General features: G+C 61.9%; 25 protein-coding genes and 2 tRNA genes. 9 read left to right on the forward strand and 18 right to left on the reverse strand.

Translation table 11 applies throughout. The annotated features are described in order from the left end of the window. Window positions 1-25 precede the first annotated feature (25 nt). The 6 genes from pheS to AYB31_RS05185 all read right to left on the reverse strand — a co-directional run bounded on the left by pheS (window position 26) and on the right by AYB31_RS05185 (window position 4,557). Entirely contained in the window at window positions 26-1,042 is a 1,017-nt protein-coding gene (pheS, locus tag AYB31_RS05160; RefSeq protein WP_068826437.1) for a phenylalanine--tRNA ligase subunit alpha, read from the reverse strand. A gap of 95 nt (window positions 1,043-1,137) precedes the next feature. Further along, complete coding sequence (gene rplT, locus AYB31_RS05165; RefSeq protein WP_068826439.1) at window positions 1,138-1,494, reverse strand: 50S ribosomal protein L20; 357 nt, start codon at window positions 1,492-1,494, stop codon at window positions 1,138-1,140. A 31-nt stretch (window positions 1,495-1,525) separates the two neighbouring features. Continuing rightward, complete coding sequence (rpmI, locus tag AYB31_RS05170; RefSeq protein ID WP_021701550.1) at window positions 1,526-1,720, reverse strand: 50S ribosomal protein L35; 195 nt, start codon at window positions 1,718-1,720, stop codon at window positions 1,526-1,528. Between the two features lie 60 nt (window positions 1,721-1,780). Beyond that, window positions 1,781-2,332, reverse strand: coding sequence for a translation initiation factor IF-3 (gene infC, locus AYB31_RS05175; protein WP_177332279.1), 552 nt, complete (start codon window positions 2,330-2,332; stop codon window positions 1,781-1,783). Then, complete coding sequence (gene thrS, locus AYB31_RS05180; protein ID WP_068826443.1) at window positions 2,332-4,254, reverse strand: threonine--tRNA ligase; 1,923 nt, start codon at window positions 4,252-4,254, stop codon at window positions 2,332-2,334. Before thrS ends, infC begins: the two co-directional genes overlap by 1 nt. A 226-nt stretch (window positions 4,255-4,480) precedes the next feature. Continuing rightward, window positions 4,481-4,557 (reverse strand) — tRNA-Val (locus AYB31_RS05185). Between the two features lie 185 nt (window positions 4,558-4,742). On the opposite strand from AYB31_RS05185, the gene AYB31_RS05190 reads away from it, so the two are divergent. Continuing rightward, a complete protein-coding gene (locus AYB31_RS05190; protein ID WP_068826444.1) occupies window positions 4,743-6,026 on the forward strand; it encodes an NAD(P)/FAD-dependent oxidoreductase in 1,284 nt (427 codons plus the stop codon). Between the two features lie 58 nt (window positions 6,027-6,084). Here the strand turns inward: AYB31_RS05190 and AYB31_RS05195 are convergent, their stop codons facing one another. Further along, window positions 6,085-6,390: a DUF2388 domain-containing protein gene (locus tag AYB31_RS05195; protein WP_068826446.1), complete on the reverse strand. Its 306-nt coding sequence runs from the start codon at window positions 6,388-6,390 to the stop codon at window positions 6,085-6,087. A 134-nt stretch (window positions 6,391-6,524) separates the two neighbouring features. On the opposite strand from AYB31_RS05195, the gene dusA reads away from it, so the two are divergent. Next, a complete protein-coding gene (gene dusA / locus AYB31_RS05200; protein WP_082805201.1) occupies window positions 6,525-7,529 on the forward strand; it encodes a tRNA dihydrouridine(20/20a) synthase DusA in 1,005 nt (334 codons plus the stop codon). Between the two features lie 77 nt (window positions 7,530-7,606). Next, window positions 7,607-8,530, forward strand: coding sequence for a transaldolase (gene tal / locus AYB31_RS05205; protein WP_068826461.1), 924 nt, complete (start codon window positions 7,607-7,609; stop codon window positions 8,528-8,530). Window positions 8,531-8,599: 69 nt separating this feature from the next. On the opposite strand, the gene rssC is transcribed toward tal, so the two are convergent. Together rssC and rssB are read right to left on the reverse strand one after the other, a co-directional pair. After that, window positions 8,600-9,094, reverse strand: a complete 495-nt coding sequence (gene rssC / locus AYB31_RS05210) for an anti-sigma factor antagonist RssC (protein ID WP_068826463.1) — start codon at window positions 9,092-9,094, stop codon at window positions 8,600-8,602. Continuing rightward, window positions 9,091-10,275: a two-component system response regulator RssB gene (gene rssB, locus AYB31_RS05215; protein WP_068826465.1), complete on the reverse strand. Its 1,185-nt coding sequence runs from the start codon at window positions 10,273-10,275 to the stop codon at window positions 9,091-9,093. The genes rssC and rssB overlap by 4 nt, the downstream gene beginning before the upstream one ends. A gap of 215 nt (window positions 10,276-10,490) precedes the next feature. Here rssB and AYB31_RS05220 point away from each other — a divergent pair, with 215 nt between their 5' ends. Continuing rightward, a complete protein-coding gene (locus AYB31_RS05220) occupies window positions 10,491-10,790 on the forward strand; it encodes a PilZ domain-containing protein (RefSeq protein WP_068826467.1) in 300 nt (99 codons plus the stop codon). 48 nt (window positions 10,791-10,838) lie between these two features. On the opposite strand, the gene AYB31_RS05225 is transcribed toward AYB31_RS05220, so the two are convergent. Continuing rightward, the gene (locus AYB31_RS05225; protein WP_068826469.1) at window positions 10,839-11,537 is read right to left on the reverse strand and encodes an MlaA family lipoprotein; all 699 of its coding nucleotides are present in this window, start codon (window positions 11,535-11,537) and stop codon (window positions 10,839-10,841) included. Window positions 11,538-11,640: 103 nt separating this feature from the next. On the opposite strand from AYB31_RS05225, the gene AYB31_RS05230 reads away from it, so the two are divergent. From AYB31_RS05230 to AYB31_RS05240, 3 genes are all read left to right on the forward strand, one after another. Continuing rightward, window positions 11,641-12,048 (forward strand): acyl-CoA thioesterase, encoded by a 408-nt coding sequence (locus tag AYB31_RS05230; RefSeq protein ID WP_068826821.1) that lies wholly within the window; start codon window positions 11,641-11,643, stop codon window positions 12,046-12,048. A 71-nt stretch (window positions 12,049-12,119) separates the two neighbouring features. Then, window positions 12,120-12,782 carry a hypothetical protein gene (locus AYB31_RS05235; RefSeq protein ID WP_068826471.1) on the forward strand — a complete coding sequence of 221 codons (663 nt, stop codon included), beginning with the start codon at window positions 12,120-12,122 and terminating at the stop codon, window positions 12,780-12,782. Between the two features lie 121 nt (window positions 12,783-12,903). Continuing rightward, a complete protein-coding gene (locus tag AYB31_RS05240) occupies window positions 12,904-13,167 on the forward strand; it encodes a DUF4404 family protein (RefSeq protein ID WP_068826473.1) in 264 nt (87 codons plus the stop codon). Window positions 13,168-13,209: 42 nt separating this feature from the next. Here the strand turns inward: AYB31_RS05240 and queF are convergent, their stop codons facing one another. The 7 genes from queF to AYB31_RS05275 all read right to left on the reverse strand — a co-directional run bounded on the left by queF (window position 13,210) and on the right by AYB31_RS05275 (window position 21,316). After that, window positions 13,210-14,037: an NADPH-dependent 7-cyano-7-deazaguanine reductase QueF gene (gene queF, locus AYB31_RS05245; protein WP_068826475.1), complete on the reverse strand. Its 828-nt coding sequence runs from the start codon at window positions 14,035-14,037 to the stop codon at window positions 13,210-13,212. 54 nt (window positions 14,038-14,091) lie between these two features. Beyond that, a complete protein-coding gene (locus AYB31_RS05250) occupies window positions 14,092-14,583 on the reverse strand; it encodes a cupredoxin domain-containing protein (RefSeq protein WP_068826477.1) in 492 nt (163 codons plus the stop codon). Window positions 14,584-14,652: 69 nt separating this feature from the next. Continuing rightward, a complete protein-coding gene (locus AYB31_RS05255; protein WP_068826480.1) occupies window positions 14,653-17,721 on the reverse strand; it encodes an efflux RND transporter permease subunit in 3,069 nt (1,022 codons plus the stop codon). Beyond that, a complete protein-coding gene (locus AYB31_RS05260; RefSeq protein ID WP_236715504.1) occupies window positions 17,718-18,704 on the reverse strand; it encodes an efflux RND transporter periplasmic adaptor subunit in 987 nt (328 codons plus the stop codon). Before AYB31_RS05260 ends, AYB31_RS05255 begins: the two co-directional genes overlap by 4 nt. Before the next feature lie 105 nt (window positions 18,705-18,809). Continuing rightward, complete coding sequence (locus AYB31_RS05265) at window positions 18,810-19,589, reverse strand: ABC transporter permease (RefSeq protein WP_068826484.1); 780 nt, start codon at window positions 19,587-19,589, stop codon at window positions 18,810-18,812. Then, the gene (locus AYB31_RS05270; RefSeq protein ID WP_068826486.1) at window positions 19,586-20,521 is read right to left on the reverse strand and encodes an ABC transporter ATP-binding protein; all 936 of its coding nucleotides are present in this window, start codon (window positions 20,519-20,521) and stop codon (window positions 19,586-19,588) included. Before AYB31_RS05270 ends, AYB31_RS05265 begins: the two co-directional genes overlap by 4 nt. Before the next feature lie 120 nt (window positions 20,522-20,641). After that, the gene (locus AYB31_RS05275; protein ID WP_068826488.1) at window positions 20,642-21,316 is read right to left on the reverse strand and encodes a transglutaminase-like domain-containing protein; all 675 of its coding nucleotides are present in this window, start codon (window positions 21,314-21,316) and stop codon (window positions 20,642-20,644) included. Window positions 21,317-21,428: 112 nt separating this feature from the next. Between AYB31_RS05275 and AYB31_RS05280 the strand changes: the two genes are divergently transcribed. Then, window positions 21,429-23,876, forward strand: a complete 2,448-nt coding sequence (locus AYB31_RS05280; protein WP_068826490.1) for an acyl-CoA dehydrogenase — start codon at window positions 21,429-21,431, stop codon at window positions 23,874-23,876. Window positions 23,877-23,937: 61 nt separating this feature from the next. Then, window positions 23,938-24,348 (forward strand): PA2817 family protein, encoded by a 411-nt coding sequence (locus AYB31_RS05285; protein ID WP_068826492.1) that lies wholly within the window; start codon window positions 23,938-23,940, stop codon window positions 24,346-24,348. A gap of 94 nt (window positions 24,349-24,442) precedes the next feature. Here the strand turns inward: AYB31_RS05285 and AYB31_RS05290 are convergent. Continuing rightward, window positions 24,443-24,518 (reverse strand) — tRNA-Gly (locus tag AYB31_RS05290).

The raw sequence follows: 24,518 nt of genomic DNA on the forward strand, positions 1-24,518 counted from the left end.
GCGAATTCGATACGGGTCATGCGGCCTAGCGGAATTGCGCCAGGAACCGTAGGTCGTTATCGAAGAACAGGCGCAAGTCGTTGACGCCGTAGCGCAGCATAGCGAGGCGCTCGACCCCCATACCGAAGGCGAAGCCCTGGTATTTCTCCGGATCGATGCCGGACATTCGCAGCACGTTCGGGTGGACCATGCCGCAGCCCATCACTTCCAGCCAGCCGGTCTGCTTGCATACGCGACAGCCCTTGCCGGAGCACATCACGCATTGCATGTCGACTTCAGCCGAGGGTTCAGTGAAGGGGAAGAACGACGGACGGAAGCGCACACCTAGCGGCTTCTCGAAGAACACGCGCAGGAATTCCTCGATGGTGCCCTTGAGGTCCGCGAAGCTGATGTCTTCGTCAACCAGCAGGCCTTCGACTTGGTGGAACATCGGCGAGTGGGTGATATCGGAGTCGCAGCGATAGACGCGGCCGGGGCAAACAATACGAATCGGCGGCTGCTGCGATTCCATGGTGCGCACCTGTACCGGCGAGGTGTGAGTGCGCAGCAGCATGTTCGCGTTGAAATAGAAGGTGTCGTGCATCGCCCGCGCCGGGTGGTGGCCGGGGATATTGAGGGCTTCGAAGTTATGGTAGTCGTCTTCGACTTCCGGACCCTCGGCCACGTTGTAGCCGATATGGGTAAAGAACTGCTCGACACGCTCCAGCGTGCGGGTCACCGGGTGCAGACCACCAGTGGTCTGACCGCGGCCCGGCAGGGTCACATCGATACGCTCGGAAGCCAGCTTCTCGGCGAGCAAGGCCTGCTCAAGCACGGATTTGCGGGCACTCAAAGCATCCTGAACCTGGTTCTTGGCGGCATTGATCAGGGCGCCGGCCTGCGGACGCTCTTCGGCGGAGAGTTTGCCGAGGGTCTGCATCAGGGCGGTCAGTTCACCCTTCTTGCCAAGGTATTGCACCCGGAGCTGCTCCAGGGTGTTCACGTCTACGGTATTTTGCACGGCCTCTAGCGCTTGCGAGACCAATGCATCCAGGTTTTCCATGTACGGACTCCAGATACGAAATAGGGGAAGAGCTTGAAGGCTCTTCCCCTATCTTTGACGTTGCCACCGAGCAAGCCCGGTGATTGTCGGGGGACTTAAGCCAGAACGGCCTTAGCTTTCTCGACAATCGCAGCAAACGCCGCTTTTTCGTTCACTGCCAGATCGGCCAGAACCTTACGATCGATTTCGATGGTCGCTTTCTTCAGACCAGCGATCAGACGGCTGTAGGACAGACCATTCTGACGGGCACCGGCGTTGATACGAGCGATCCACAGAGCGCGGAACTGACGCTTACGCTGACGGCGGTCACGGTAGGCGTACTGGCCTGCCTTGATCACAGCCTGCTTGGCAACGCGGAACACGCGCGAACGCGCGCCGTAGTAGCCTTTGGCGAGTTTCAGGATTTTTTTATGACGAGCACGAGCGATAACGCCACGCTTAACACGAGCCATGAGTAACTACCTCTAAAATATCTTGACCGAATTAACGAACGCGCAGCATGCGCTCGACTTTTGCTTTGTCCGACGGATGCATCAGTTCGCTACCGCGAAGTTGACGCTTACGCTTGGTGGACATCTTGGTCAGGATGTGGCTCTTGAAAGCGTGCTTGTGCTTGTAGCCGGCCGCGGTTTTCAGGAAACGCTTGGCCGCGCCGCTTTTGGTTTTCATCTTTGGCATGTTTGGTACTCCGCATTCATTAACAACTGATAACCATCAGGCCTGCCAGTGCCCGGGAGGTTATTTACGCTTCTTGGGAGCGATGACCATCATCAGCTGGCGTCCTTCCAGCTTGGGATGCTGTTCAACGGTGCCGAGTTCGGCGAGGTCGGCTTCGACCCGCTTCAACAGCTCCATGCCCAGTTCCTGGTGGGCCATCTCACGACCGCGGAATCTCAGAGATACCTTGGCCTTGTCCCCATCTTCAAGGAAACGTACCAGGTTGCGTAGCTTTACCTGGTAATCCCCTTCTTCCGTCCCTGGACGAAACTTGATTTCTTTAATCTGCTGCTGATGCTGGTTCTTCTTGGCAATCGCAGCTTGCTTCTTCTTCTCGAACAGGTGCTTGCCGTAGTCCATGATCCGGCAAACTGGCGGGGCTGCATCGGCCGAGATCTCGACCAGATCAAGCTTGGCCTCGTCGGCCACACGCAGCGCCTCATCAATCGAAACGATACCAATCTGCTCACCATCCGCACCAATCAGGCGGACTTCGCGGGCGGAGATGTTCTCATTGATCGGTGGCTTAGGTACAGCCCGCTTATCCTGTCTCATTTCACGCTTAATAATGATTACTCCGAATCTTGGCGACCACGCCGGGAAACCGCTTGCTTGAGCTGTTCGACGAATTGTTCCAGAGGCATGGAGCCCAGGTCGACACCTTCGCGAGTACGCACAGCAACGGATCGTGTCTCAACTTCCCTGTCGCCAATAACCAGGAGATAGGGAACCTTGAGCAAAGTATGCTCGCGGATTTTAAAGCCGATCTTTTCGTTTCTCAAGTCGGACTTGGCACGGAACCCGCTTTGGTTGAGAGTTTTCTCCACTTCCAGAGCAAAATCGGCCTGCTTGTCAGTGATATTCATCACCACCGCCTGAGCTGGCGCCAACCAGGACGGGAACGCACCGGCATAGTGCTCGATCAACATACCAATGAAGCGCTCGAAGGAACCGAGGATGGCTCGATGTAGCATCACCGGGCGCTTACGGTTGTTATCTTCGGCGATATAGCTGGCATCCAGCCGCTCTGGCAGGTTCGGATCGTACTGCAGAGTGCCGCACTGCCAGTTACGCCCCAGGCAATCCTTCAGAGTGAATTCGATCTTCGGCCCGTAGAAAGCACCCTCACCCGGCTGATACTCCCACTCAAGACCAGACTCGTTCAGCGCATCAGCCAGTGCCGTCTCGGCGCGATCCCACAGCTCGTCGGAACCGACACGCTTGACCGGACGAGTGGACAGTTTCATCGAAATATCGGAGAAACCGAAGTCCGCGTACACTTGCAGAGTCAGCTTGATGAAGTCGGCAGCCTCCTTCTTCACCTGATCCTCAGTACAAAAGATGTGCGCATCATCCTGAGTGAAGCCACGAACCCGCATGATGCCGTGCAGCGCACCAGAAGGCTCATTGCGGTGGCAGGCACCAAACTCAGCCATGCGCAGCGGCAGGTCGCGGTATGACTTCAAGCCCTGATTGAAGATCTGCACATGGCACGGGCAGTTCATCGGCTTCACCGCGTAATCGCGATTCTCCGAATTGGTGGTGAACATATTCTCGGCGTAGTTGGACCAGTGCCCTGAGCGCTCCCAGAGAATACGATCGACCACCTGCGGCGTACGCACTTCGACGTAACCATGCTCGCGCTGCACCTGGCGCATGTACTGCTCGAGCACCTGATAGACGGTCCAGCCGCTCGGATGCCAAAACACCATCCCAGGCGCCTCTTCCTGCAGATGGAACAAATCCAGCTGCTTGCCGATGCGGCGATGGTCGCGCTTCTCGGCCTCCTCGATGCGCTGGATATAGGCAGCCAACTGCTTCTTGTCCGCCCAGGCGGTGCCGTAGATGCGCTGCAGCTGCTCGTTCTTCGAGTCGCCGCGCCAGTAGGCACCAGAGATCTTGGTCAGCTTGAAGGACTTGAGGAAGCGCGTGTTCGGCACGTGCGGGCCACGGCACATGTCGACGTATTCTTCGTGGAAGTACAGGCCCATGGCCTGCTCATCCGGCATATCCTCGATCAGACGCAGCTTGTATTCCTCGCCGCGGGACTGGAACAGCTCAATGACTTCGGCACGCGGAGTCATCTTCTTGATGACGTCGTAGTCCTTGTCGATCAGCTCGACCATGCGCTTCTCGATGGCCGTCATATCTTCCGGCGTGAAAGGCCGACCGATGGCGATGTCGTAGTAGAAACCTTCTTCGATGACCGGCCCGATAACCATCTTGGCGTCCGGGTACAGCTGCTTGACCGCATGGCCAACCAGGTGCGCACAGGAGTGGCGAATGATTTCCAGCCCCTCCTCATCCTTCGGCGTGATGATCTGCAGAGTTGCATCAGCCTCGATCAGATCGCAGGCATCGACCTGCTTGCCGTTGACCTTGCCAGCCAAGGTAGCCTTGGCCAGGCCGGCACCAATGGACTGGGCGACCTTGAGCACGGATACGGGATGATCGAACGAACGCTGACTGCCGTCGGGAAGAGTAATGATGGGCATGGCGCCTCCTCTCCTAGTGGTGACCCCTACCAAAGGTCACGTGGGTTGGGATGAGCCAGGAAGCGATCCGGCGGCATACCTGCCAAACGATGGCAGGAGTCTTGCGACAAACCGGGGCGAACCACAATCACTGGAGGTATACAGAATCGCGGATGCTTCCAGAAAGCCTATTCTCTGGCAAGCAGCCAATAAAAAAAGGGGTCGTATGAACGACCCCTTTCGGATTTGGTAGGCACAATTGGACTCGAACCAACGACCCCCACCATGTCAAGGTGGTGCTCTAACCAACTGAGCTATGTGCCTGCAATGGAGGCGCATTTTAGGGAGATTCCCTGAGGTGTCAACACCTTTTTCCGCTAACCCTCTGAAAAAGTGGATTTTTTGCCGCACAGCGGGACGTTTAAAATTTTGCACAGAGGCTAGCCGCCCATGAATCTCTCGGGTAGCATCCACTCACTTCGTAAAAAATAAAGAACATAGGTTCAAATATGGCGCACACTCCATACCCCCAGTCCTACTATGCCGCCTCGGCCAACCCGGTACCGCAGCGCCCGGCCCTGCAGGGTGAGACCGAGACCGATGTCTGCATCATCGGCGCCGGCTATACCGGCCTCTCCACTGCACTCTTCCTGCTGGAGAACGGTTTCAAGGTCACTATCGTTGAAGCAGCCAAGGTTGGCTTCGGCGCTTCCGGCCGCAACGGCGGCCAGATCGTCAACAGCTATAGTCGCGATATCGATGTGATTGAGCGCACTGTTGGCCCGAAGCATGCGCAGTTGCTCGGCCAGATGGCTTTTGAGGGCGGCCGCATCATTCGTGAGCGCATCGCCAAGTACGACATCCAGTGCGCCCTAAAGGATGGTGGTGTATTCGCCGCCAACACCCCAAAGCACATGAAGCACCTGGAATCGCAGAAGAAGCTGTGGGAGCGCTACGGCCACACCCAGCTGGAATTGCTGGATGAGAAGCGCATCCGCGAAGTAGTGGATACCGACACCTATGTCGGCGGCATGCTGGACATGAGCGGCGGCCATATTCACCCGCTCAACCTGGCCCTGGGTGAGGCAGCCGCAGTCGAATCGCTGGGCGGCATCATCCACGAACAGAGCCCGGCGATCCGCGTCGAGCGTGGCGCCAATCCGGTGGTGCACACCCCTGAAGGCCGAGTTAAGGCCAAATTCGTGGTAGTCGCTGGCAACGCCTATCTAGGCAACCTGCTACCCGAACTGTCCGCCAAATCGATGCCCTGCGGCACCCAGGTGGTCACCACCGAACCGCTGTCCGACGAACTGGCCAAGAGCCTGCTGCCACAGGACTACTGTGTCGAAGACTGTAACTACCTGCTCGACTACTACCGCCTTTCCGGCGACAAGCGCCTGATCTTCGGCGGCGGCGTGGTCTACGGCGCTCGCGACCCGGCGAATATCGAGGCGATCATTCGCCCGAAGATGCTCAAGACCTTCCCCCAACTGAAAGACGTGAAGATCGACTTCGCCTGGACCGGCAACTTCCTGCTGACCCTGTCGCGCCTGCCGCAAGTCGGCCGTCTCGGCGACAACATCTACTACTCGCAGGGCTGCAGTGGCCACGGTGTGACCTACACCCACCTCGCCGGCAAGCTCCTGGCCGAGACACTGCGCGGCCAGGCAGAGCGCTTCGACGCCTTTGCCAGCCTGCCGCACTACCCCTTCCCCGGCGGCCGCCTGTTCCAGGTCCCCTTCAGCGCCATGGGTGCCTGGTACTACAGCCTGCGCGACAAACTGGGCGTGTAACACCAAGTACAAACAAGAACGGCGCCCTTGGGCGCCGTTCTTGTTTGGGGGTAAAAACTCAGATTGCCAGTATGGCCTGAGCCAGCTGCATGTCATCTGCCTGCAGCTCAGGCAGTTTGCCGCGAATGTGCAGCAGCGCCGCCTCCAGATGTGCGCCACGAATCGCGCCCTGGCTGGCCACGAAACTCGCCGCATCATCTCTGGCCTCCCGGACCACCTTGTCGTCACCGAAGCTGGACGAGGTGACATCGGTAGTACCTTCCACCGTATTGACCATTGCATCGGTGGTGACCACGAAACTGGTCGCCCCCACCTGCACGCTGCAGCCCAGCACCAACAACGCCAACCAGTATTTACTTTGCATACCATGCACTCCCTGAACGATCCATTAGGGGACGGCACGGCACCAAGTCATCCCCTCAATTGATGGTATAGCAGGCACATCCACCGAGTGGGGTAAAATGCTCAGGACATTCGTCTTGCAGTCTTCGATTCCCCATGCCCCAGCACCCCACCTCCAAACAAAACCTTTCCCCACCTTCGCGCCGCTTTTCTGTGGCACCGATGATGGATTGGACAGACCGCCACTGCCGCTACTTCCTGCGCCTGCTGTCCAGCCAGGCCCTGCTGTACACCGAAATGGTCACCACCGGCGCCATTTTGCATGGCGATAGGCAGCGCTTTCTGCGCTATGACGAGTGCGAACACCCCATTGCCCTTCAGCTGGGAGGCAGCAACCCAGCCGATCTTGCCGCCTGTGCCCAGCTAGCAGAGGCACATGGCTACGACGAGGTGAACCTCAATGTCGGCTGCCCCAGCGACCGGGTGCAGAACAACATGATCGGCGCCTGCCTGATGGGTCACCCGCAACTGGTCGCCGATTGCGTCAAAGCCATGCAGGACGCAGTCAGTATTCCGGTCACGGTCAAACACCGCATCGGCATCAACGGTCGTGACAGCTATGCAGAGCTGTGCGAGTTCGTCGGCACGGTACGCGAGGCCGGCTGCACCAGCTTCACCGTGCATGCGCGCATTGCCATCCTCGAAGGCCTGTCGCCCAAGGAAAACCGCGAAGTGCCTCCGCTGCGCTACGAAGTCGCCGCACAGCTCAAGCAAGACTTCCCGGAACTGGAGATCGTCCTCAACGGCGGCATCAAGACCCTGGAAGAGTGCCAACAGCACCTGCAGACTTTCGACGGCGTCATGCTGGGTCGCGAGGCCTACCACAACCCCTACCTGCTGGCTCAGGTAGACCAGCAGCTGTTCGGCCAAGAGGCTCCGACCATCAGCCGCGCAGAGACCCTGGCACGCATGCGCCCTTACATCGAGCGCCACCTCGCCGAGGGCGGCGCCATGCACCACATCACCCGCCATGTGCTGGGCCTGGCACAGGGCTTCCCCGGCGCTCGACGCTTTCGCCAGCTGCTCTCGGTCGACGTACACAAGACCCAGGAACCACTGAAACTGCTCGATCAGGCCATCGAACTCCTGGGGGATCGCTGAAAAGCCCACGCCAGGCCGTTGAGCGGCCTCGACTGCTCGGGTAAGGTCATGCCCATACGCCACGACAGGGTTTAGTCATGACTTCCAAGCTGGATCAACTCAAACAATTCACTACCGTGGTTGCCGATACCGGTGATCTGGATGCCATCAGCCGCCTCAAACCGGTAGATGCCACCACCAACCCTTCCCTGCTGCTCAAGGCCGCCGCATTACCACGCTATGCCGAGCTACTGGATCAGGCAGTGGCTGGCTGCGGCGGCGATCTGGGACTGGCCTGCGACCGCTTCGGCGTGGCCGTTGGCCAGGAGATCCTAAAGGTCATTCCGGGGCGTATCTCCACCGAAGTGGACGCCCGCCTGTCCTTCGATACCTCCGCTACCCTGGGCCGCGCCGAGCGCATCATCGAACTGTACGATCAGGCCGGCATCGGCCGCGAACGGGTGCTGATCAAGATCGCCTCGACCTGGGAGGGCATACGCGCCGCCGAACAGCTGGAAAAGGCCGGCATCCAGACCAACCTGACCCTGCTGTTTTCCTTCGCCCAGGCCGTGGCCTGCGCCGATGCCGACGTATTCCTGATATCGCCCTTCGTTGGGCGCATCTATGACTGGTACAAGAAGGCCGAGGGTCGTGACTTCGTAGGGGCAGAGGACCCAGGCGTGAAGTCCGTCTCGCGCATCTACCAGTACTACAAGGCCAATGGCTATGACACCGTGGTAATGGGTGCGAGCTTCCGTAATCTGGGCCAGATCGAACAGCTGGCCGGTTGTGACCGCCTGACCATCAGCCCCGAACTGCTGCAACAACTGGCCGACGACCAAGGCCACCTGCCGCGCACCCTCAACGCCGGAACCAGCGAGAGCCGCCAGCCAATGGATGAAAAAGGCTTCCGCTGGGCCATGAACGAAGACGCCATGGCCACCGAGAAGCTGGCCGAGGGCATCCGTCTGTTTGCCCACGATCAGGAGAAGCTGGAAGCGCTGCTCGCCGCACGCCGCTAATCCTCCCGGACACCACGAAAAAGGGCGATCTCCCTGCGGAAATCGCCCTTTTTCGTATTTTGCAGAGGCTCAACTGCGTTCCAGCGCACTCACCAGATCATGAAAGGCCTCGCGATTGGAGTCGTTGAGCCCCATGAGAATGCGGTGCGCCTCCAGCACTTTGGCCTTGACCACCTCCTCGGACTGGTCCTGGGATGGCAGATCACTCAGGCACTCCGGACAGGGCACAGGGCGGTCGACGATGTTGAACACCTGGTCGAAGCCCATGGACTGCAGCAGCCGCGTGATGTCCTCGTGGGTAGTAACCACGGTGGGCAACAGGCCGATCTTTTGCCGGGACAGAATGGAGAGTTTGGCCAGCAGGCCAAGGGTCGTGCTATCGATGCTGCGGGTTTCCGTCAGATCAATGACGATTGCCGAAAAATTCAGCGCCGTGAAGATTTTCTCGATTGTCGAATCCAGTGCCGAACACAAGGTCAGACGGACTTCGCCGACAAACTTCAGGACGAAGGTTCCATCCTGCTCGGCAAACTGGATTCTACCGGGGCTATTCCCAGGATTCATGCAAGGTTCCTGCTCAACACCAGCAAGGCGATATCATCCGGCATATCGTGCAGATTGGCCAGCCCGAGCACCTGCCGCAGCCCGTCGAGCGTGCCTCCGGCCTGGCTGACCAACTTCGGCAGCGTGGCCTCCTTTTCTTTGAGCGTGTCGCCCGGCAAAAGATCCAGAATGCCATCGGACATCAGGGTCAGGCTGAAGGACTGCGGCAGTGGCATGACCAGATCACTATATGCAGCCTCCTCGAACAGCCCTACCGGCAAGCCGCGCCCCTCTAGATAACTGGCCTCGCCTTCGACGAACAGCACCGGCAGCGGCAGGTGCCCACCAATGCTGTAGGTCAGCTGACCGCTCTGCTCGTCGATTACCCCGCCGAGCATGGTTACATGCTTGCCCAGCTTGCAGTTGATCAGGCCGCGGTTGATATGGCCGAGAACGTCGGACGGCTTGAACTCCGGCAGCGTGCCGTTGCGCCGCCACTCGTAGAGCAGGCGCGTCGTCATGAACTTGAGCAGTACGGTGACGAAGGCCGAGGAAGCGCCATGGCCTGAGACATCGGCCAGGTAGAAAGCCACTCGATGCTCGTCCACCCGGAAGTAATCGACGAAATCCCCGGAGAGATACAGCGAAGGAATGATCTGGTGGGTGAACTCCAGATCATCCGTCCGCCAGGGCGTCACCGGCAGCATGTTCATCTGCACCTGACGACCGGCGTTCTGGTCTTCCTGCAACAAGTGCAGGCTGGCCTGCAACTCGCGGTTGGCCGCTTCCAGCTTCTCGCGATAGCGCTGGTTCTCCAGGCGCAGCTGATAGCGATCAAGCGCGCGCCGCACTGAGTGTTCGAGTACCGCGAGATCTTCCAGGGGTTTGATCAGATAATCGGCCGCGCCCAGCCGCAGGGCCTCGACCGCATCACTCATGACGCCTGCGCCGGAAACCACTATCACCGGCATTTCACTGGTCAGTTTGTTGATGCGGCGGATCAGCTCCAGGCCATCCACCTGCGGCATGCGCAGATCGCAGATAACCAGATCGGGCTGTTCACGCTCGAAAACCTCCAGCCCCTGCAACCCGTTCTCGGCCTGCAGAACCTGGAAACCACTGTCTTCAAGGTAAGCCGCGAGACTCGCCCGCACTACCTCGTCATCGTCGATTATCAGCAGCTTGGCGCTGGGATTGTGCATGGGCCATCCAGGCAAACGACGCCGGAGAGAGATTGACAATTAGCGCACCGAGCCAGGAAGGGACATCTGTGCTCGGACGATTCAAGGCGCAGACGGTACTCCCATCCGCAGGGTGATTCAAGCCGCTGCCGATTGTCGCCAGCCGCCTTTACACCTCAAATCGACGGGGGTTATAAGACCCCCGGGGAGTGCCCAAAAAACAAGAGGAAGGGTCCATGAGCCAGAACGATCATGCCTACAGCGAGAAACGCGACTTTATCCGCATGCGACTGGAAGCCCCAGTCATCCTGCAGCATGCCGGCCAGGAAATTCAGGCCCAGTGCCTGGACCTCTCCAGCACAGGCATGCAACTGGAAGCCAACTGCCAGGTAGCCATGGGTGACCGAGTAAAAGTGCTGATCCCTTCCGAGCACACTGAACTGAAAGGGCTCGAAGCCGAAGCGGAAGTGGTGCGAATCAGTGCAATGGACGACGGACGGAGCTCCATAGGACTCGCCATACTGTCCATGAGTTGAAACAAAAAAGGCGGCCTAGGCCGCCTTTTCTACATCCAGTGGATGACCTCAGAAGTCGTCCACCACTTCGCCGTCCTTGACGCGGAACTCGCGGTTCTGCAGATAGGCGTTGCGGATGAAAATGTACTTGTCGCCGCTGATCATCTTCTCGGCCGACAGCAGGCTGGCGCGTGTATCGACCACATCCACCGCACGGGTCACGTTGCGGGTCGGCACGTGGTCGATGTAGGGATAGGGTTCCAGGAAGCTGTCAGGAATCTTGGCTGGGGCATCACGCAAGGTGCTCGGGCCGAGGAACGGAATCACCAGATATGGGCCGCTGCCCACGCCCCAGGCGCCAAGCGTCTGGCCGAAGTCCTCGTCATTGCGCTGCAGCCCCATGTGGCTGGCCACATCGAAGAACCCGAGCAGACCAAAGGTCGTGTTGAACAGCAGGCGTCCGGTATCGACGCCCGCGTCGTGGAGTTTGCCCTGCAACAGGTTATTGGCCAGATTGCCCACGTCGCCGATGTTGTTGAACACGTTGTGCACGCCGTCTTCGACAATCTGCGGCGTCACTGCCTGATAGCCCTTGGCTACGGGCTTCAGGGCGTATGTGTCGAGCGTATCGTTGAACGTGAACACCGGGCGGTTGAAGGACTCCCAGGGGTCATCTTCAGCATTGGCCGCCAGCGGCAATACCGCCAGCACGGCGCATGCGCACAGACGTGTCAGGCGATCGCTCCAGCGCGTACCTATCATTGGCATTTGCAGTCTCTCCTTGGCATCAGTAGTGTGGCGGCCCGCGGCCAACCTATGCCGCGCAGTATAAACGTCGTCGCCCTTATAAGCAGCAGTAGTGAATGCCAGCATGTCGGAACAACGCCTCCTCCATACCGCCCATATCCCGGTTCGCTGGAGCGACATGGATAACTACGGCCACGTCAACAACACGATCTACCTGGAGTACGTCCAGGAAGCGCGAGTCGAGTGGTTTTCCAGTATCGGCATCGATATCGATCACGTGGCCCAGGGCCCGGTCGTGCTGCAAACCCTGCACACCTACCTGAAACCCGTGGTCCATCCGGCCACCGTGGTGGTCGAGCTGTATGCCGGCGCCGTAGGCCGCAGCAGCCTGGTGGTCGAGCATCGCCTGAGCACATTGGAAAGCCCCTCCATCTGCTACGGAGAGGGCCATTGCAAACTGGTCTGGATCGACCATGCCAACAACACCCCGGTTCCCGTACCCGAGCATCTGCGCCAGGTGATGGGTGCCTGACCTGTAGTCGTCATGTAATCGTCATCCGCGCTCGCTACCCTGCCCGCCTCACTCCGGGAAGCGAGCCCGCCATGTCTGCGCCCACCTTCAACGCCCTGCTGTTCGGCCTGACCGGTTGTCTGGTCGACCATGGCGCCCGCACCCTGGCGATAGCTCAACAACACAGCGGACTGTCGGCACGCCCTGCAGACCTGGCGCACCCTAGCCTGCTGCCGGCCCTGCTGGCCAGCGCCGACGAATGTGCCGAAGCCCTGCCCGCCGTCCCCTTGTTGCTCCATGAGCTGCACGAGCAGGCCATGCCCTGCGCCTGGCTGGATGAACTCCCTGACGGCGTCGCCCAGCGCCTTGCCGCGGCGTTGCCAGCTGGCGTGCACGGCAGCCACATGAATGGCGCTCGCCCATGGCCGGCGCCGGATGCCATCTGGCAGGCCCTGAGCGAGCTGAAGGTGACAAGCCTGCACGGCTGCGTACTGATCGCCAGCGATCCACGCCTGCTTCAGGCGGGCCTGAATGCGGGCGTCTGGTGCATAGGCCTGGCCACCTGCGGCCCACTTTGCGGCCTGGCCCTGGGCGACTGGCAGGCGCTCGGCAACCAGGAGCGGGAAAGCCTGCGTGCCCAGGCCACGCTCGACCTCTATCGCCTCGGCGCCCACTCGGTGATCGACCACCCCGGAGAGCTACCGGCCTGCCTACAGGATCTGGCCGTGCGCCGCCACAAAGGTGAGAAACCCTGAACCCTTCGTTGCCCTGGATCAGGCAGATCGCCGCCGCCTGGAGTAACCTTCAAGCAGGACACAGCGAACCTCGTCCCACACACCGAGGTCCATGCTCAGTCATTCGCAGAAGGAGACACCCATGCCCGCACGCCTGCAGCAACACCTCCAGCAATTGAGCGAGGAGCTTTCCGGCGACACGCCACTGGATACCGAGGACCGCGCCGCGCTACTCGAACTCATGCAGCAGATTGACCTGAAGCTGGCCAGGGAACTGGCCGGTGATCCGGACGCCAGCCTCGTAGATGGCGTCAACCTGGCGGTAGAAAGCTTCGAAAGCCAGCACCCCACCCTGACCGGCACCCTGCGCAATATCCTGCAGAGCCTGGCGAATATGGGCATCTGATTCGCCCGCGCAGAAAAAAGCCCGCATTCGCGGGCTTTTTCATTACTGACGCACCAGGCGGCGGTTGTCCGGGGCGATGGCCTCGGTGCTGCGGTAAGGGTTGATATCCAGCCCGCCACGACGCACATAGCGCGCGTAGACGGTCAGGCGCTCCGGTTGCAATAGCCGCTGCAGATCGAGGAAGACCCGCTCCACGCACTGCTCATGGAAGTCTTGGTGCTGACGGAAGCTCACTACATAGGCCAGCAGGCTGGCCGCATCCAGGCGTGGGCCGCGGTAGTCGACCACCAGCGAGCCCCAGTCCGGCTGGCCGGTGACCGGGCAGTTGGACTTGAGCAGATGGCTGTAGAGCACCTCCTCCACCACCTCGTCGTCACGGCGCAGCAGCTCGGGACGCGGATGGGCATAGTCATTCACGGCGATCTCAAGATCATCGACGCAGCGCCCCGGCAGCTGCGCCACGCCCTCGGCAGCCACTTCGTCCAGGCCCCGGACACGCACCAGGACCGGCGCCCCGGCGCAGGCGGAAAGGTCCTTGGCCAGCACCGCCTCGACTTCCGTCCGACTGGCGTAGGCCGTCTGGTTCAGCGAATTGAGGTAGAGCTTGAACGACTTGGACTCGATGATGTTCGGCGAATCGGCCGGGATGGCGAACTCGCCGATGGCCACCACCGGTTTACCACTGGGGGTCAGCCAGGACAGCTCATAGCAGTTCCAGAAGTCCACGCCCTGGTACGGCAAGGTGCTGGCGCTCAGCCCCAACTCGGCCCACTTGGTGGTGCGCGAGATGGGGAACAGCAGCTCGGGGGCGTACTGCGAGACGTACTCACTGGACTTGCCCAGCGGCGAGTGTTCGGCGGGATGGTGCATGGCGAGGGCCTGGAAAGCGGAAATCGGCGGGCATTATACGCCCGCCACAGCGCTTCAGGAGTTCGGTCGTACCTGCAACCGCCCCACCATGCCGGCCTGGTAATGCCCGGGAATATTGCAGGCAAACTGCAGCTCCCCGGCCTGGGTGAATGTCCAGGTCAGCTCGGCCTGCTCGCCAGGTCGAACCGAAGCAGTTGAGGCATCCTCATGCTGCATGCTGTGCCCCATTTGCTGCATGGCCAGCATCTGTTGCTGGTGTTCGGCATGGGAGGTTGCATTCCCCAGGCTGAACTCATGCAACAGCTTGCCCTCATTCTTCAGCACGAAACGCACTGTCTCCCCGGCCTGAACCTCGAGGGACGCCGGACGGTAGTACATGTCGCCGAGCACGATCTCGACCGTGCGCGTCGCCTTTGCCGCCTCGGCTGGCTGACCGAACGGACTGGCGCCATGCCCTGCAGCAGCACCGTGGGAATCATGACCGGCGTCCGCCTGTACCGACAGGCTCAGCGTACAAAGCAGACCGCAGAGAACGAGATTGCGCATGGAATACCTTCTTGATCCGTGACAAGGGTTTCCAGCCTAAAACCTTGCCATAGTGACAAGGCAAGCACTTCAGAGCGGGCTTGCCTGCCCTTGCTCCACCCGTATTGGTCGCCAGCGGCGCAGCAGGCTGTACAACGTCGGCACCACGAACAGGGTGAAGAAAGTGCCGACCAACAGGCCGCCGACGATGACCATGCCGATCTGCTGGCGACTCTCGGCGCCGGCGCCCGTGGCGATGGCCAGTGGCAGCGAACCGAGCACCATGGCCCCGGTGGTCATCAGGATCGGTCGCAGACGCTGCACCGCTGCCTCCAGCACGGCATCGTGCAGTACGCGGCCCTCACGCAGCAGGTGATTGGCGAACTCGACGATGAGAATGCCGTGCTTGGTGATCAACCCGATCAGCGTCACCAAACCCACCTGCGAGTAGATGTTCAGGGTGCCGCCAAACAGCTTGAGCGCCAGCAAGGCACCGGCCATCGACAACGGCACGCTGAACAGGATGATCAACGGGTCGAGGAAGCTCTCGAACTGCGCCGCCAGCACCAGGTAGATGAACACTAGGGCCAGCACGAAGATCAATGCCACGCCGCTGCTGGAGTCCTTGAAGTCGCGCGAGGTGCCGGTGTAGTCGAACAGGGTGTCCGCCGGGAAGATTGCCCGCGCCCGCGTCTCCAGGTGATCCAGCGCCTCGCCCAGGGTGTAGCCGGAACCGACGTTGGCCGTGACCGTCACCGCGCGCAGCTGGTTGAAGTGGTTGAGCTCGCGCGGTGCCACGGTTTCGCGCACCTCGATCAGGTTGGAGAGCTGCACCATGTTGTCGTTACGCCCGCGCACATAGACGCGGTTGAGATCGTCCGGATTGCTGCGGTCGACATCGGCCAGCTGCACCAGCACGTCGTACTGTTCGCCATTCTGCTTGAAGCGCGTGACCTGACGGCTGCCGAACAGGCTTTCCATGCTGCGGCCGATGGTGGCCACGTCGGTGCCCACCGCCACCGCCTGCTCGCGGTTGACCGTGACCTTGAGCTGCGGCGTGTTGAGTTTGAGGTCGCTGTCCAGGCTCTCCAACCCAGGGTAACCGCGCGCCTCGGCCAGCAGCTGATCGACATAGGGCTGCAGCTCGGCGTACTCCAGCGAGGAGCGGATGACGAAGTTGACCGGCTGGTTGCGCGCACTCTGCCCCAGCGGCGGTCGGTTGATCGGGAAGGCACGCACGCCGGGTATGTCACGCAGCCTGGGCAGCAGTTCGTCGCGAATCTCGAACTGGCTGCGTGAACGCTCGTTCCAGGGTTCCAGTTTCATGAACGACAGGCCCTGGGCCACCGTGGGGAAACCGATGATGACCATGTAGCGATTGGTCTCCGGCACCGCCGCGTAGGCGGCTTCCAGCTGCCTGGCATAGTGACTGGTGTAGCCCAGGGTGGCGCCATCCGGGCCGTTGATCGAGCCGACTATGGTGCCGGTGTCCTCGGTCGGCGCCAGCTCGCTGTGCAGGCTGCCAAACAGCCAGGCGCACAACAGCAGGATGCCCAGCAGCAACGCCAGCACCAGCCACCAGGCGCGCAGGACCTGCTGCAACAGGCGCTGGTAGTTGCGGGTCACGCCGTCGAGGCCTCGCTCGATCAGGTTGTACAAGCGGCTGTGCCTGTCCTGCGGCACATGAGCCTTGAGCAGATGGCCGCACATCATCGGCGAAAGCGTCAGGGCGACGAAGCCGGAGACCAGCACGGCGCCGGCCAGGGTCCAGGCGAACTCGGTAAACAGCTTGCCAGTGGTGCCCTGCATGAAGCCGATCGGTGCGTAGACCGCAGCCAGGGTCAGGGTCATGGCGATCACCGCTAAGGCGATCTCGCGACTGCCGACGAAGGCCGCCTGCAACGGCTGCATGCCCCGCTCGATATGCCGGTGGATGTTCTCCAGCATGACGATGGCATCGTCCACCACCAGGCCGATGGCCAGGACCATGGCCAGCAACGTCAGGGTATTGAGGGTGAAACCCATCAGAGCCATCAGCGCACAGGCGCCGATCAGCGACACAGGGATGGTCACCAGCGGAATCAGCGTGGCGCGCAGTGAACGCAGGAACAGGAAGATGATCAGGATGACCAGCAGCACCGCCTCCCAGATAGTGGTGTAGACGTTGCTGATCGACTCACGGATAAACAGCGAGTTGTCGTTGGCCACCGCCATCTGCATGCCCTCGGGCAGCAGCGCACGGATATCCGGCAAGGCCTGTTCGAGCCCATCGGAAATATCCAGCGGGTTGGCCGTGGCCTGCTTGACCATGCCCACCGCCACCGCCGAGCGCCCGTTGAAGCGCACCAGGGTGCGTTCGTCGGCGGCGCCAATTTCCGCGTGGCCGACGTCGGACAGCCGCAGCAGGTAACCGCGCGAGTCGTCGAGGATCAGCCGGTTGAATTCATCCGGGGTCTTCAGGTCGGTTTCCGACAGCACACTGAACTCGCGCTGCACCGACTCGATGCGCCCGGCGGGAATCTCCACGTTCTGCCGGCGCAGGGCCTCCTCCACGTCCTGCACGGTGAGATCGTGGGCGGCCAGCTTCTCCGGATCGAGCCAGATGCGCATGGCATAGCTGCGCGCGCCGCGCACCTGGACCTCGGAAACACCGGGAATGGTCTGCAGGCGATCCTGCACCCGCCGCTCGATCACGTCGGTGATCTCCATGGCGGAGAAGCGCTCGCTGTAGAAGGCCAGCCAGACCACCGGCTGGGCGTCGGCCTCGACCTTCTGCACCAGCGGCTCATCGATCTCCTCCGGCAGCAGCGCACGCACACGGCCGAGGCGGTCGCGCACATCGTTGGCCGCCTCGTCGGAGTTGCTGCCGAGGCGAAACTGGGCGGTGATCTGGGTGTTTTCCGAGCGACTGATGGAGCTGACGAAATCCAGGCCCTCGATGCCGGACAGCACGTCCTCGACAGGCTGGGCGACCTGGGACTCCATGATCTCCGGGCTCGCCCCCGGGTAAGTGATGTTGACCGTGACGATGGGCACGTCGATGTTCGGATACTCGCGCACCGCCAGACGCTGGTAGGCCATGAGGCCGAGCAGCACGATGATCAGCGACAGCACGGTGGCGAACACCGGCCGGCGGATGCAGATCTCGGACAGGCTCATGCGCCCTCACCGCGCTGGACGGTGCGTACCTCGTGTCCGGGGCTGACCTTCTGCCAGCCGGCGCTGATCAGCGTCTCGCTGCCATCGAGCCCCTCCACCACCTCGGCCTTGCCGCGCAGGCGCTGACCGATGCGGATCTGCCGGCGCTCGACCTTGCCATCCACCACCAGGTTGACGAACAGCAGTTGCCCCATCGGCATCACCGCCTCCTCCGGGATCAGCAGGGCATGAGGCCGTTCGGCGAGGATCACCGAGACCTTGACGAACTGACCGGGCTTGAGGCGCAGGTCGGCATTGCCCACCTCAGCGCGAATGGCCTGGCTGCGCCCGACGTCGTCCAGGCGCGGGTTGAGGGCGCTGATCCGCCCGGGGAAACGCTCGCCGCCGTAGGCATCCAGCGACAGCTCCACGGCCTGGCCGACGCGCACCTGGCTGACCGCCTTCTGCGGCACACGAAAATCCAGCTTGAGCGGGTCGAGCACTTCCAGGTTGACGATATCGTCACCGGCACTCAGGTAATCGCCGACGCTGACCAGGCGCAGGCCGAGCGTGCCATCGTAGGGCGCACGAATCTGCGTCTTGTCCAGGCGCGCCTGGGCCAGGGCCAGGCTCGCACGGGAGGCCTGCTGCTGCGAGCTGGCTTCGTCGAGGGCCTGGGCATTGCTGGCGCCGCGCTTGAACAGCATCTGGGCGCGCGCGAAGCTCTTTTCCGCCAGATCGACATTGGCCCGGGCCTGGGCCAGCTCGGCGCGGGCGATGGCGTCATCCAGGCTGACCAGCAGCTCGCCGGCCTTGACCGCCTGGCCCTCGCGAAAGTGCACGGCGGCGATACGCCCGTCCACTTCCGGGCGGATCATGGTCGACTCGTCGGAACGTAGCGAACCGAAGGTGACCAGCTCGTCGCGCACCAGGGTGCGCTCGGGCTGCGTTACTTCCACCAGCGTGGCCTGCTCGGCCAGCACGGGGCCGGCCAACACCCACATTGCGATCAGCTGTACTGCGCGCCTGAGCACCATCACTCGCCCCCGTGCCGTTCAAGTGCACGAGTCTAGCGTCGATGCCTGGCGCTGCCGAGCGCCAGACCGGTATTACTGGCGCATGCCGCGCCCACTCTGTAACAGGCGAATACAGACGATGTAGAGCACCGTGCTGGCCAGCAGCATCATGCCGATCGCGATGCCGATATTGATGTCGGACACGCCGAGGATGCCGTAGCGGAAAGCGTTGACCATGTGCAGGATCGGGTTGATCAGAGATACGTGCTGCCAGAACTCGGGCAGCAGGCTGATCGAGTAGAACACCCCGCCCAGGTAGGTCAGCGGCGTCAGCACGAAGGTCGGGATGATCGAAATGTCGTCGAAGTTGCGTGCATACACCGCGTTGATGAAGCCGCCCAACGAAAAGGTTATCGCGGTGAGCAGGATCACCAGCACCGTCACGCCCAGGTGATGCACCTGCAGCTGGGTGAAAAACAGCGACAGCAGGGTGACGATGAAAGCCACCGCCAGGCCGCGCAGAGCACCGCCGATGGTGTAGCCGATGAGGATGGTGTGCGGCGACACCGGCGAAACCAGCAGCTCCTCGACGTTGCGCTGGAACTTGCTGGAGAAGAAGCTCGACACCACGTTGCTGTAGGAGTTGGTGATCACCGACATCATGATCAGCCCAGGCACGATGAACTCCATGTAGGAGTACTGCCCCACTCCGCCCACCTGACTGCCGATCAGGCGGCCGAAGATGACGAAGTACAGGGCCATGGTGATGGCCGGCGGCAACAGGGTCTGCGCCCAGATGCGCATGAAACGGCGCACTTCACGACGCACGATGGTCTGCAGGGCGATCCAGTTGGAGCTGAGTTCCGGGCTCATTGCGCCACCTTCTTCGCCAGATTCTTCTCGACCAGGGACACGAACAGCTCCTCGAGACGGTTGCTCTTGTTACGCAGGCTGAGCACCTCGATGTTCTGCGCCGCCAGCTGGCGGAACAGTTCGGTAATGCCCAGGCTCTTCTCCACCTGCACCTCCAGGGTGTGATGGTCGACCAGCGTTGCCGGGTAGCCCACCAGCTGCGGCGGCACCAGCAGTGACTCCTTGAGATCGAGCAGGAAGGTTTCCACGTGCAGGGTCTTGAGCAGCGCCTTCATGCTGGTGTTCTCGACGATGCTGCCGTGGTCGATGATGCCGATATGGCGGCACAGCTGCTCCGCCTCCTCCAGGTAGTGCGTGGTGAGGATGATGGTGATGCCCTTCTGGTTCAGCTCGGTGAGAAAGCCCCACATCGAACGGCGCAGCTCGATATCCACGCCCGCCGTGGGCTCGTCGAGGATCAGCAAACGCGGCTCGTGCACCAGCGCGCGGGCGATCATCAGACGCCGCTTCATGCCACCGGAGAGCATGCGCGCGGCCTCGTTGTGCTTGTCCCACAGGCCGAGCTGGGTCAGGTACTGCTCGGCACGCTCCTTCGCCACCTTCTGCGGGATTCCGTAGTAGCCGGCCTGGGTCACGACGATGTCGAAGACCTTCTCGAACTGGCTGAAGTTGAACTCCTGCGGCACCACGCCGAGGCAGCGCTTGAGGCCAGACGGGTCGCGATCGAGATCGTGGCCGAACACCTGGACGCTGCCGCCGCTCTTGTTCACCAGGGTGGAAAGAATGCCGATGGTGGTGGACTTGCCTGCCCCGTTGGGGCCGAGCAAGGCGAAGAAATCACCTTCGGCGACATCGAGGTCGATACCCTTGAGGGCCTGGAAGCCGTTGGCGTAGGTCTTGGTCAGTTGCCGGATGGACAGCGCAGAACTCATGAGAGATAGCTACTCAGCGAAGGGAAGGCTTAGATAGGGGCCGCGAGGGACAATTGCAACCATTGATTTCAGGGTAGCCTGCCTGTCTGCGGCCCAGGAAAAAAGCCCTCACGACTGATGTTAACTATCGAGTCGCTTCATGATTGCCGCTTCGGCCAGCAAATCGCCGCGCAGAAAAGCCGAGCCCGCCTCGAACAGATGCGGATAACAACGCTGCAGGTGAGTGAAGAACAGCTCCAGCGGCAGATCCTCGAACTGGCCATGATCGACCAGGTACTCCATGTAACGCGCGCCCTCGTCGTTGAAGGGGTGGAAGACGCTGTCGCTGCGCCCGTCGAACTCCAGCGGCGCCACCTTGAACACCCGGCATAGCGCCAGGTTGAACGCCGGCGTGGCCTTGACCCACTTATCCTCGATAAACAGCTCGGTGTAACCGTGCATGGCGAACACCTCGCTGCGCAGCATCTCCAACAGGCGCGGCGTAGACAGGTGATTGCGCACGTCCGCCAGGCCGATGCGCGCCGGTATCCCGCAATGCCGGGCACAGGCCGCCAGCAGCAGCGCCTTGGGCACGCAGTAGGACTCACCGGCCGCCAGCGCATGGCTGGCCTTGAGCGTCTCGGGATCGGGGCTGAACACATAGGGGTTGTAGCGAATCTGGTCGCGCACCGCGTAGTACAGGCTCACCGCCTGCTGACGCGGATCACGGCTGGCTCCGCGCCAGCGCTCGGCGAACTCGACTACCCTGGGGTGGTCACTATCAACGAACCGGCCGGGTTGTAGATTGGCTTGCATGGGGTTGCTCCGTGCTTTTCAGCAGTCTATCCAGGCTGTCCCTGCCAGGGGCACGACGATCCGGCCAAGCTAGCCCGCCCTCTCGCCAGGGCTGGCCCATGGAGGACTGTGCATGCTCGTTGTCTGGTTACTTATTCTGCTGCTCGGCATCGCCTGCCTGGCTTACAAGCGCACCGCCGCCCTGCCCGCCCTCGGCCTGGTCGCCGCCTACCTGTTACTGCTCAGCCTGTTTGGCCCAGCCCCCGGCTGGCTGAAGACCCTGCTCTGGCTGGGCTGGCTGGCGGTCTCCCTACCCATCGCACTGCCCGAGCCGCGCCGCAAGCTGATCACCGGCCCGCTGTTCGCCTGGTTCCAGAAAGTCCTGCCGCCGATGTCCGACACCGAACGCGAAGCCATCGAAGCCGGCAGCGTGTGGTGGGACGGCCAGCTCTTCAGCGGCAAGCCGGACTGGCAGGTATTGCTCGACTACCCCACAACCCAGCTCAGCGACGAGGAGCAGGCCTTTATCGACGGCCCAGTGGAAGAGCTCTGCGCCATGGTCAGCGATTGGGACATCGGTCAACACCTGGACCTGCCGGACAAGGCCTGGAAACACATCAAGCAGCACGGCTTCTTCGGCCTGATCATCCCCAAGGAATACGGCGGCAAGGGTTTCTCCGCCTTCGCTCACTCCCAGGTGGTGATGAAGCTCGCCACCCGCTCCGGCGACCTCGCCTCCACCGTGATGGTGCCCAACTCCCTCGGCCCAGCCGAACTGCTACTGCACTACGGCACCGATGAACAGCGCCAGCACTACCTGCCGCGCCTGGCCGGCGGCGAGGAAATTCCCTGCTTCGCCCTGACCGGCCCGCTGGCCGGCTCCGACGCCGGCGCCATGCCGGATACCGGCATCGTCTGCAAGGGCCCGTGGAACGGCGAGGAGGTCATCGGCCTGCGCCTGACCTGGGAGAAGCGCTATATCACTCTCGGCCCCATCGCCACCCTGCTCGGTCTGGCCTTCAAGGCGTATGACCCGGAGCACCTGCTAGGCGAGGAAGAAGACCTCGGCATCAGCCTGGCACTGATTCCCACCGACACCCCCGGCGTGGAAATCGGCCGCCGCCACCTACCTCTGGGTGCCGCGTTCATGAATGGCCCCAACTCGGGCAAGGACGTATTCATCCCGCTGGATTACCTGATCGGCGGCCCGGAATACCTGGGCAAGGGCTGGATGATGCTGATGAACTGCCTTTCGGTTGGCCGCTCCATCTCCCTGCCGGCCGGCGGCACCGGCGCAGCCAAGTTCGCCGGCCTGGTCAGCGGCCAGTACTGTCGCGTGCGCGAACAGTTCGGCGTGCCGCTGGCCGCCTTCGAGGGTATCCAAGAAGCCCTGGCGCGCATCGGCGGCAACGCCTGGATGATGGATGCCGCACGCCGCCTCACCGCCAGCGCCGTGGATCTGGGCGAAAAACCCTCGGTACTGTCGGCCATCCTCAAGTACCACCTGACCGAACGCGGTCGCGAATGCATCAGTCACGCCATGGACATCCACGGCGGCAAGGGCATCATCATGGGGCCGCGCAACTACCTGGGCCGCACCTGGCAAGGCGCGCCGATCTCGATCACCGTGGAAGGCGCCAACATCCTCTCGCGCAACCTGATGATCTTCGGCCAGGGCGCGATCCGTTGCCATCCCTTCGTCCTCGACGAAATGGCCCTGGCGGGCCGCGAGGACAAGGACCAGGCGCTGATCGAGTTCGACGAACTCTTGCTCAAGCATGTCGGCTTCGCCGTCGGCAATGCTGCCGGCACCCTGCTCCACGGCCTGTCGCTCAACCGCTTTGGCGACGTACCCGGTGACAGCCTGAGCCGCCCTTACTTCCGCGCGCTCAACCGCCTGGCTGCGGCCTTTGCCCTGCTCGCCGACTGCAGCATGATGCTGCTGGGTGGCGAACTGAAGCGCCGCGAACGCTTGTCCGCCCGCCTGGGCGACGTGCTCAGCCACCTCTACCTGGCCTCCGCCGCACTCAAGCGCTACCACGATCTGGGCAGCCCGGAGGCCCTGCAGCCGCTCCTGCGCTGGGCGATGGAGGAGAGCCTGGAGAAAGCCGAGACTGCCCTGCAAGGCATTCTCGGCAACTTCCCCAACCGCTGGCTGGGCTGCCTGCTGTATCTGCTGGTCTTTCCCCTCGGCCGCCGCCACCGCGGCCCAGGTGATGAGCTGGATGCCGAGATCGCCGCAACCCTTGGCCGCCCACAGAACGACCCGGCACTGGAGAGTCTGCTGGATGGCTGCTTCCGTCCAACCCAGGAGCACGACCCGGTCGCCGCCCTCGGCCAGGCCATCGCACTGCTGGACAACAGCAAACCGCTGCGGCGCAAGCTGGACCAGGCCGAACGCGATGGTCAGTTGCAGATACAGCCTGGTGAGACCGCGATAGAGGCCGCCGCTCGCTGCGGCCTGCTCAGCGCGGAAGAAGCGACGCAGTTGCAGCAGGCCGAAGCTGCCCGTCGCACCGTGATCGATGTCGACGACTTCGCCAAGGAGGACCTCAAGCTCAGTCGCGGCAAGGTCCGCTGAGGACAGCGAGGGCGTGGGGCTCTATAATCCCGCGCCCGTTTTCGCTTTCAGGATCATCGTCATGGCCAGCAGCTACCTCGACCACCACCTCGCCCTGCTCACTCACCTGCGCGGCATCCTGGTTGCCCTGGGCGAGGCCGAGCAGGTGCTGGACGACACCCACGCCCTGTTCCTCGAACGCTTCGACGAGCTGCTGGTGCAACTGCCGCAAGATCCGGAGAACTGCCAGTACTTGGGCCAGGACCTGATCAGCCAGGTTTTCCATCGCTACCCGCAGATCGCCCACCTGGTGCCGCGCGACCTGCTCTGGTTCTTCGGCGGCGACTGCCTGCATTTCATGCCGGATGAAGAGATCGAGATGTTCCAGCAGCTGGACGAGCGTCGCTACGAGGCCGAAGCCAACGACGAACCCTTCGACTGGAACCAGGAAAAGCAGTTGCTTGCCCTGCCCCAGGACAGCGCCAAGCACTGAATACCCGTAACGCAGGAGCAGGCCCGGCCTCTCCTGCGGGACAAATCGCGCGCAAACAAAAACGCCGCTCGGATGAGCGGCGTTTTTGTTTATTTGGAGCGGGAAACGAGACTCGAACTCGCGACCCCGACCTTGGCAAGGTCGTGCTCTACCAACTGAGCTATTCCCGC

Source organism: Pseudomonas sp. BMS12 (assembly GCF_001592875.1).
GTDB lineage: Bacteria > Pseudomonadota > Gammaproteobacteria > Pseudomonadales > Pseudomonadaceae > Aquipseudomonas.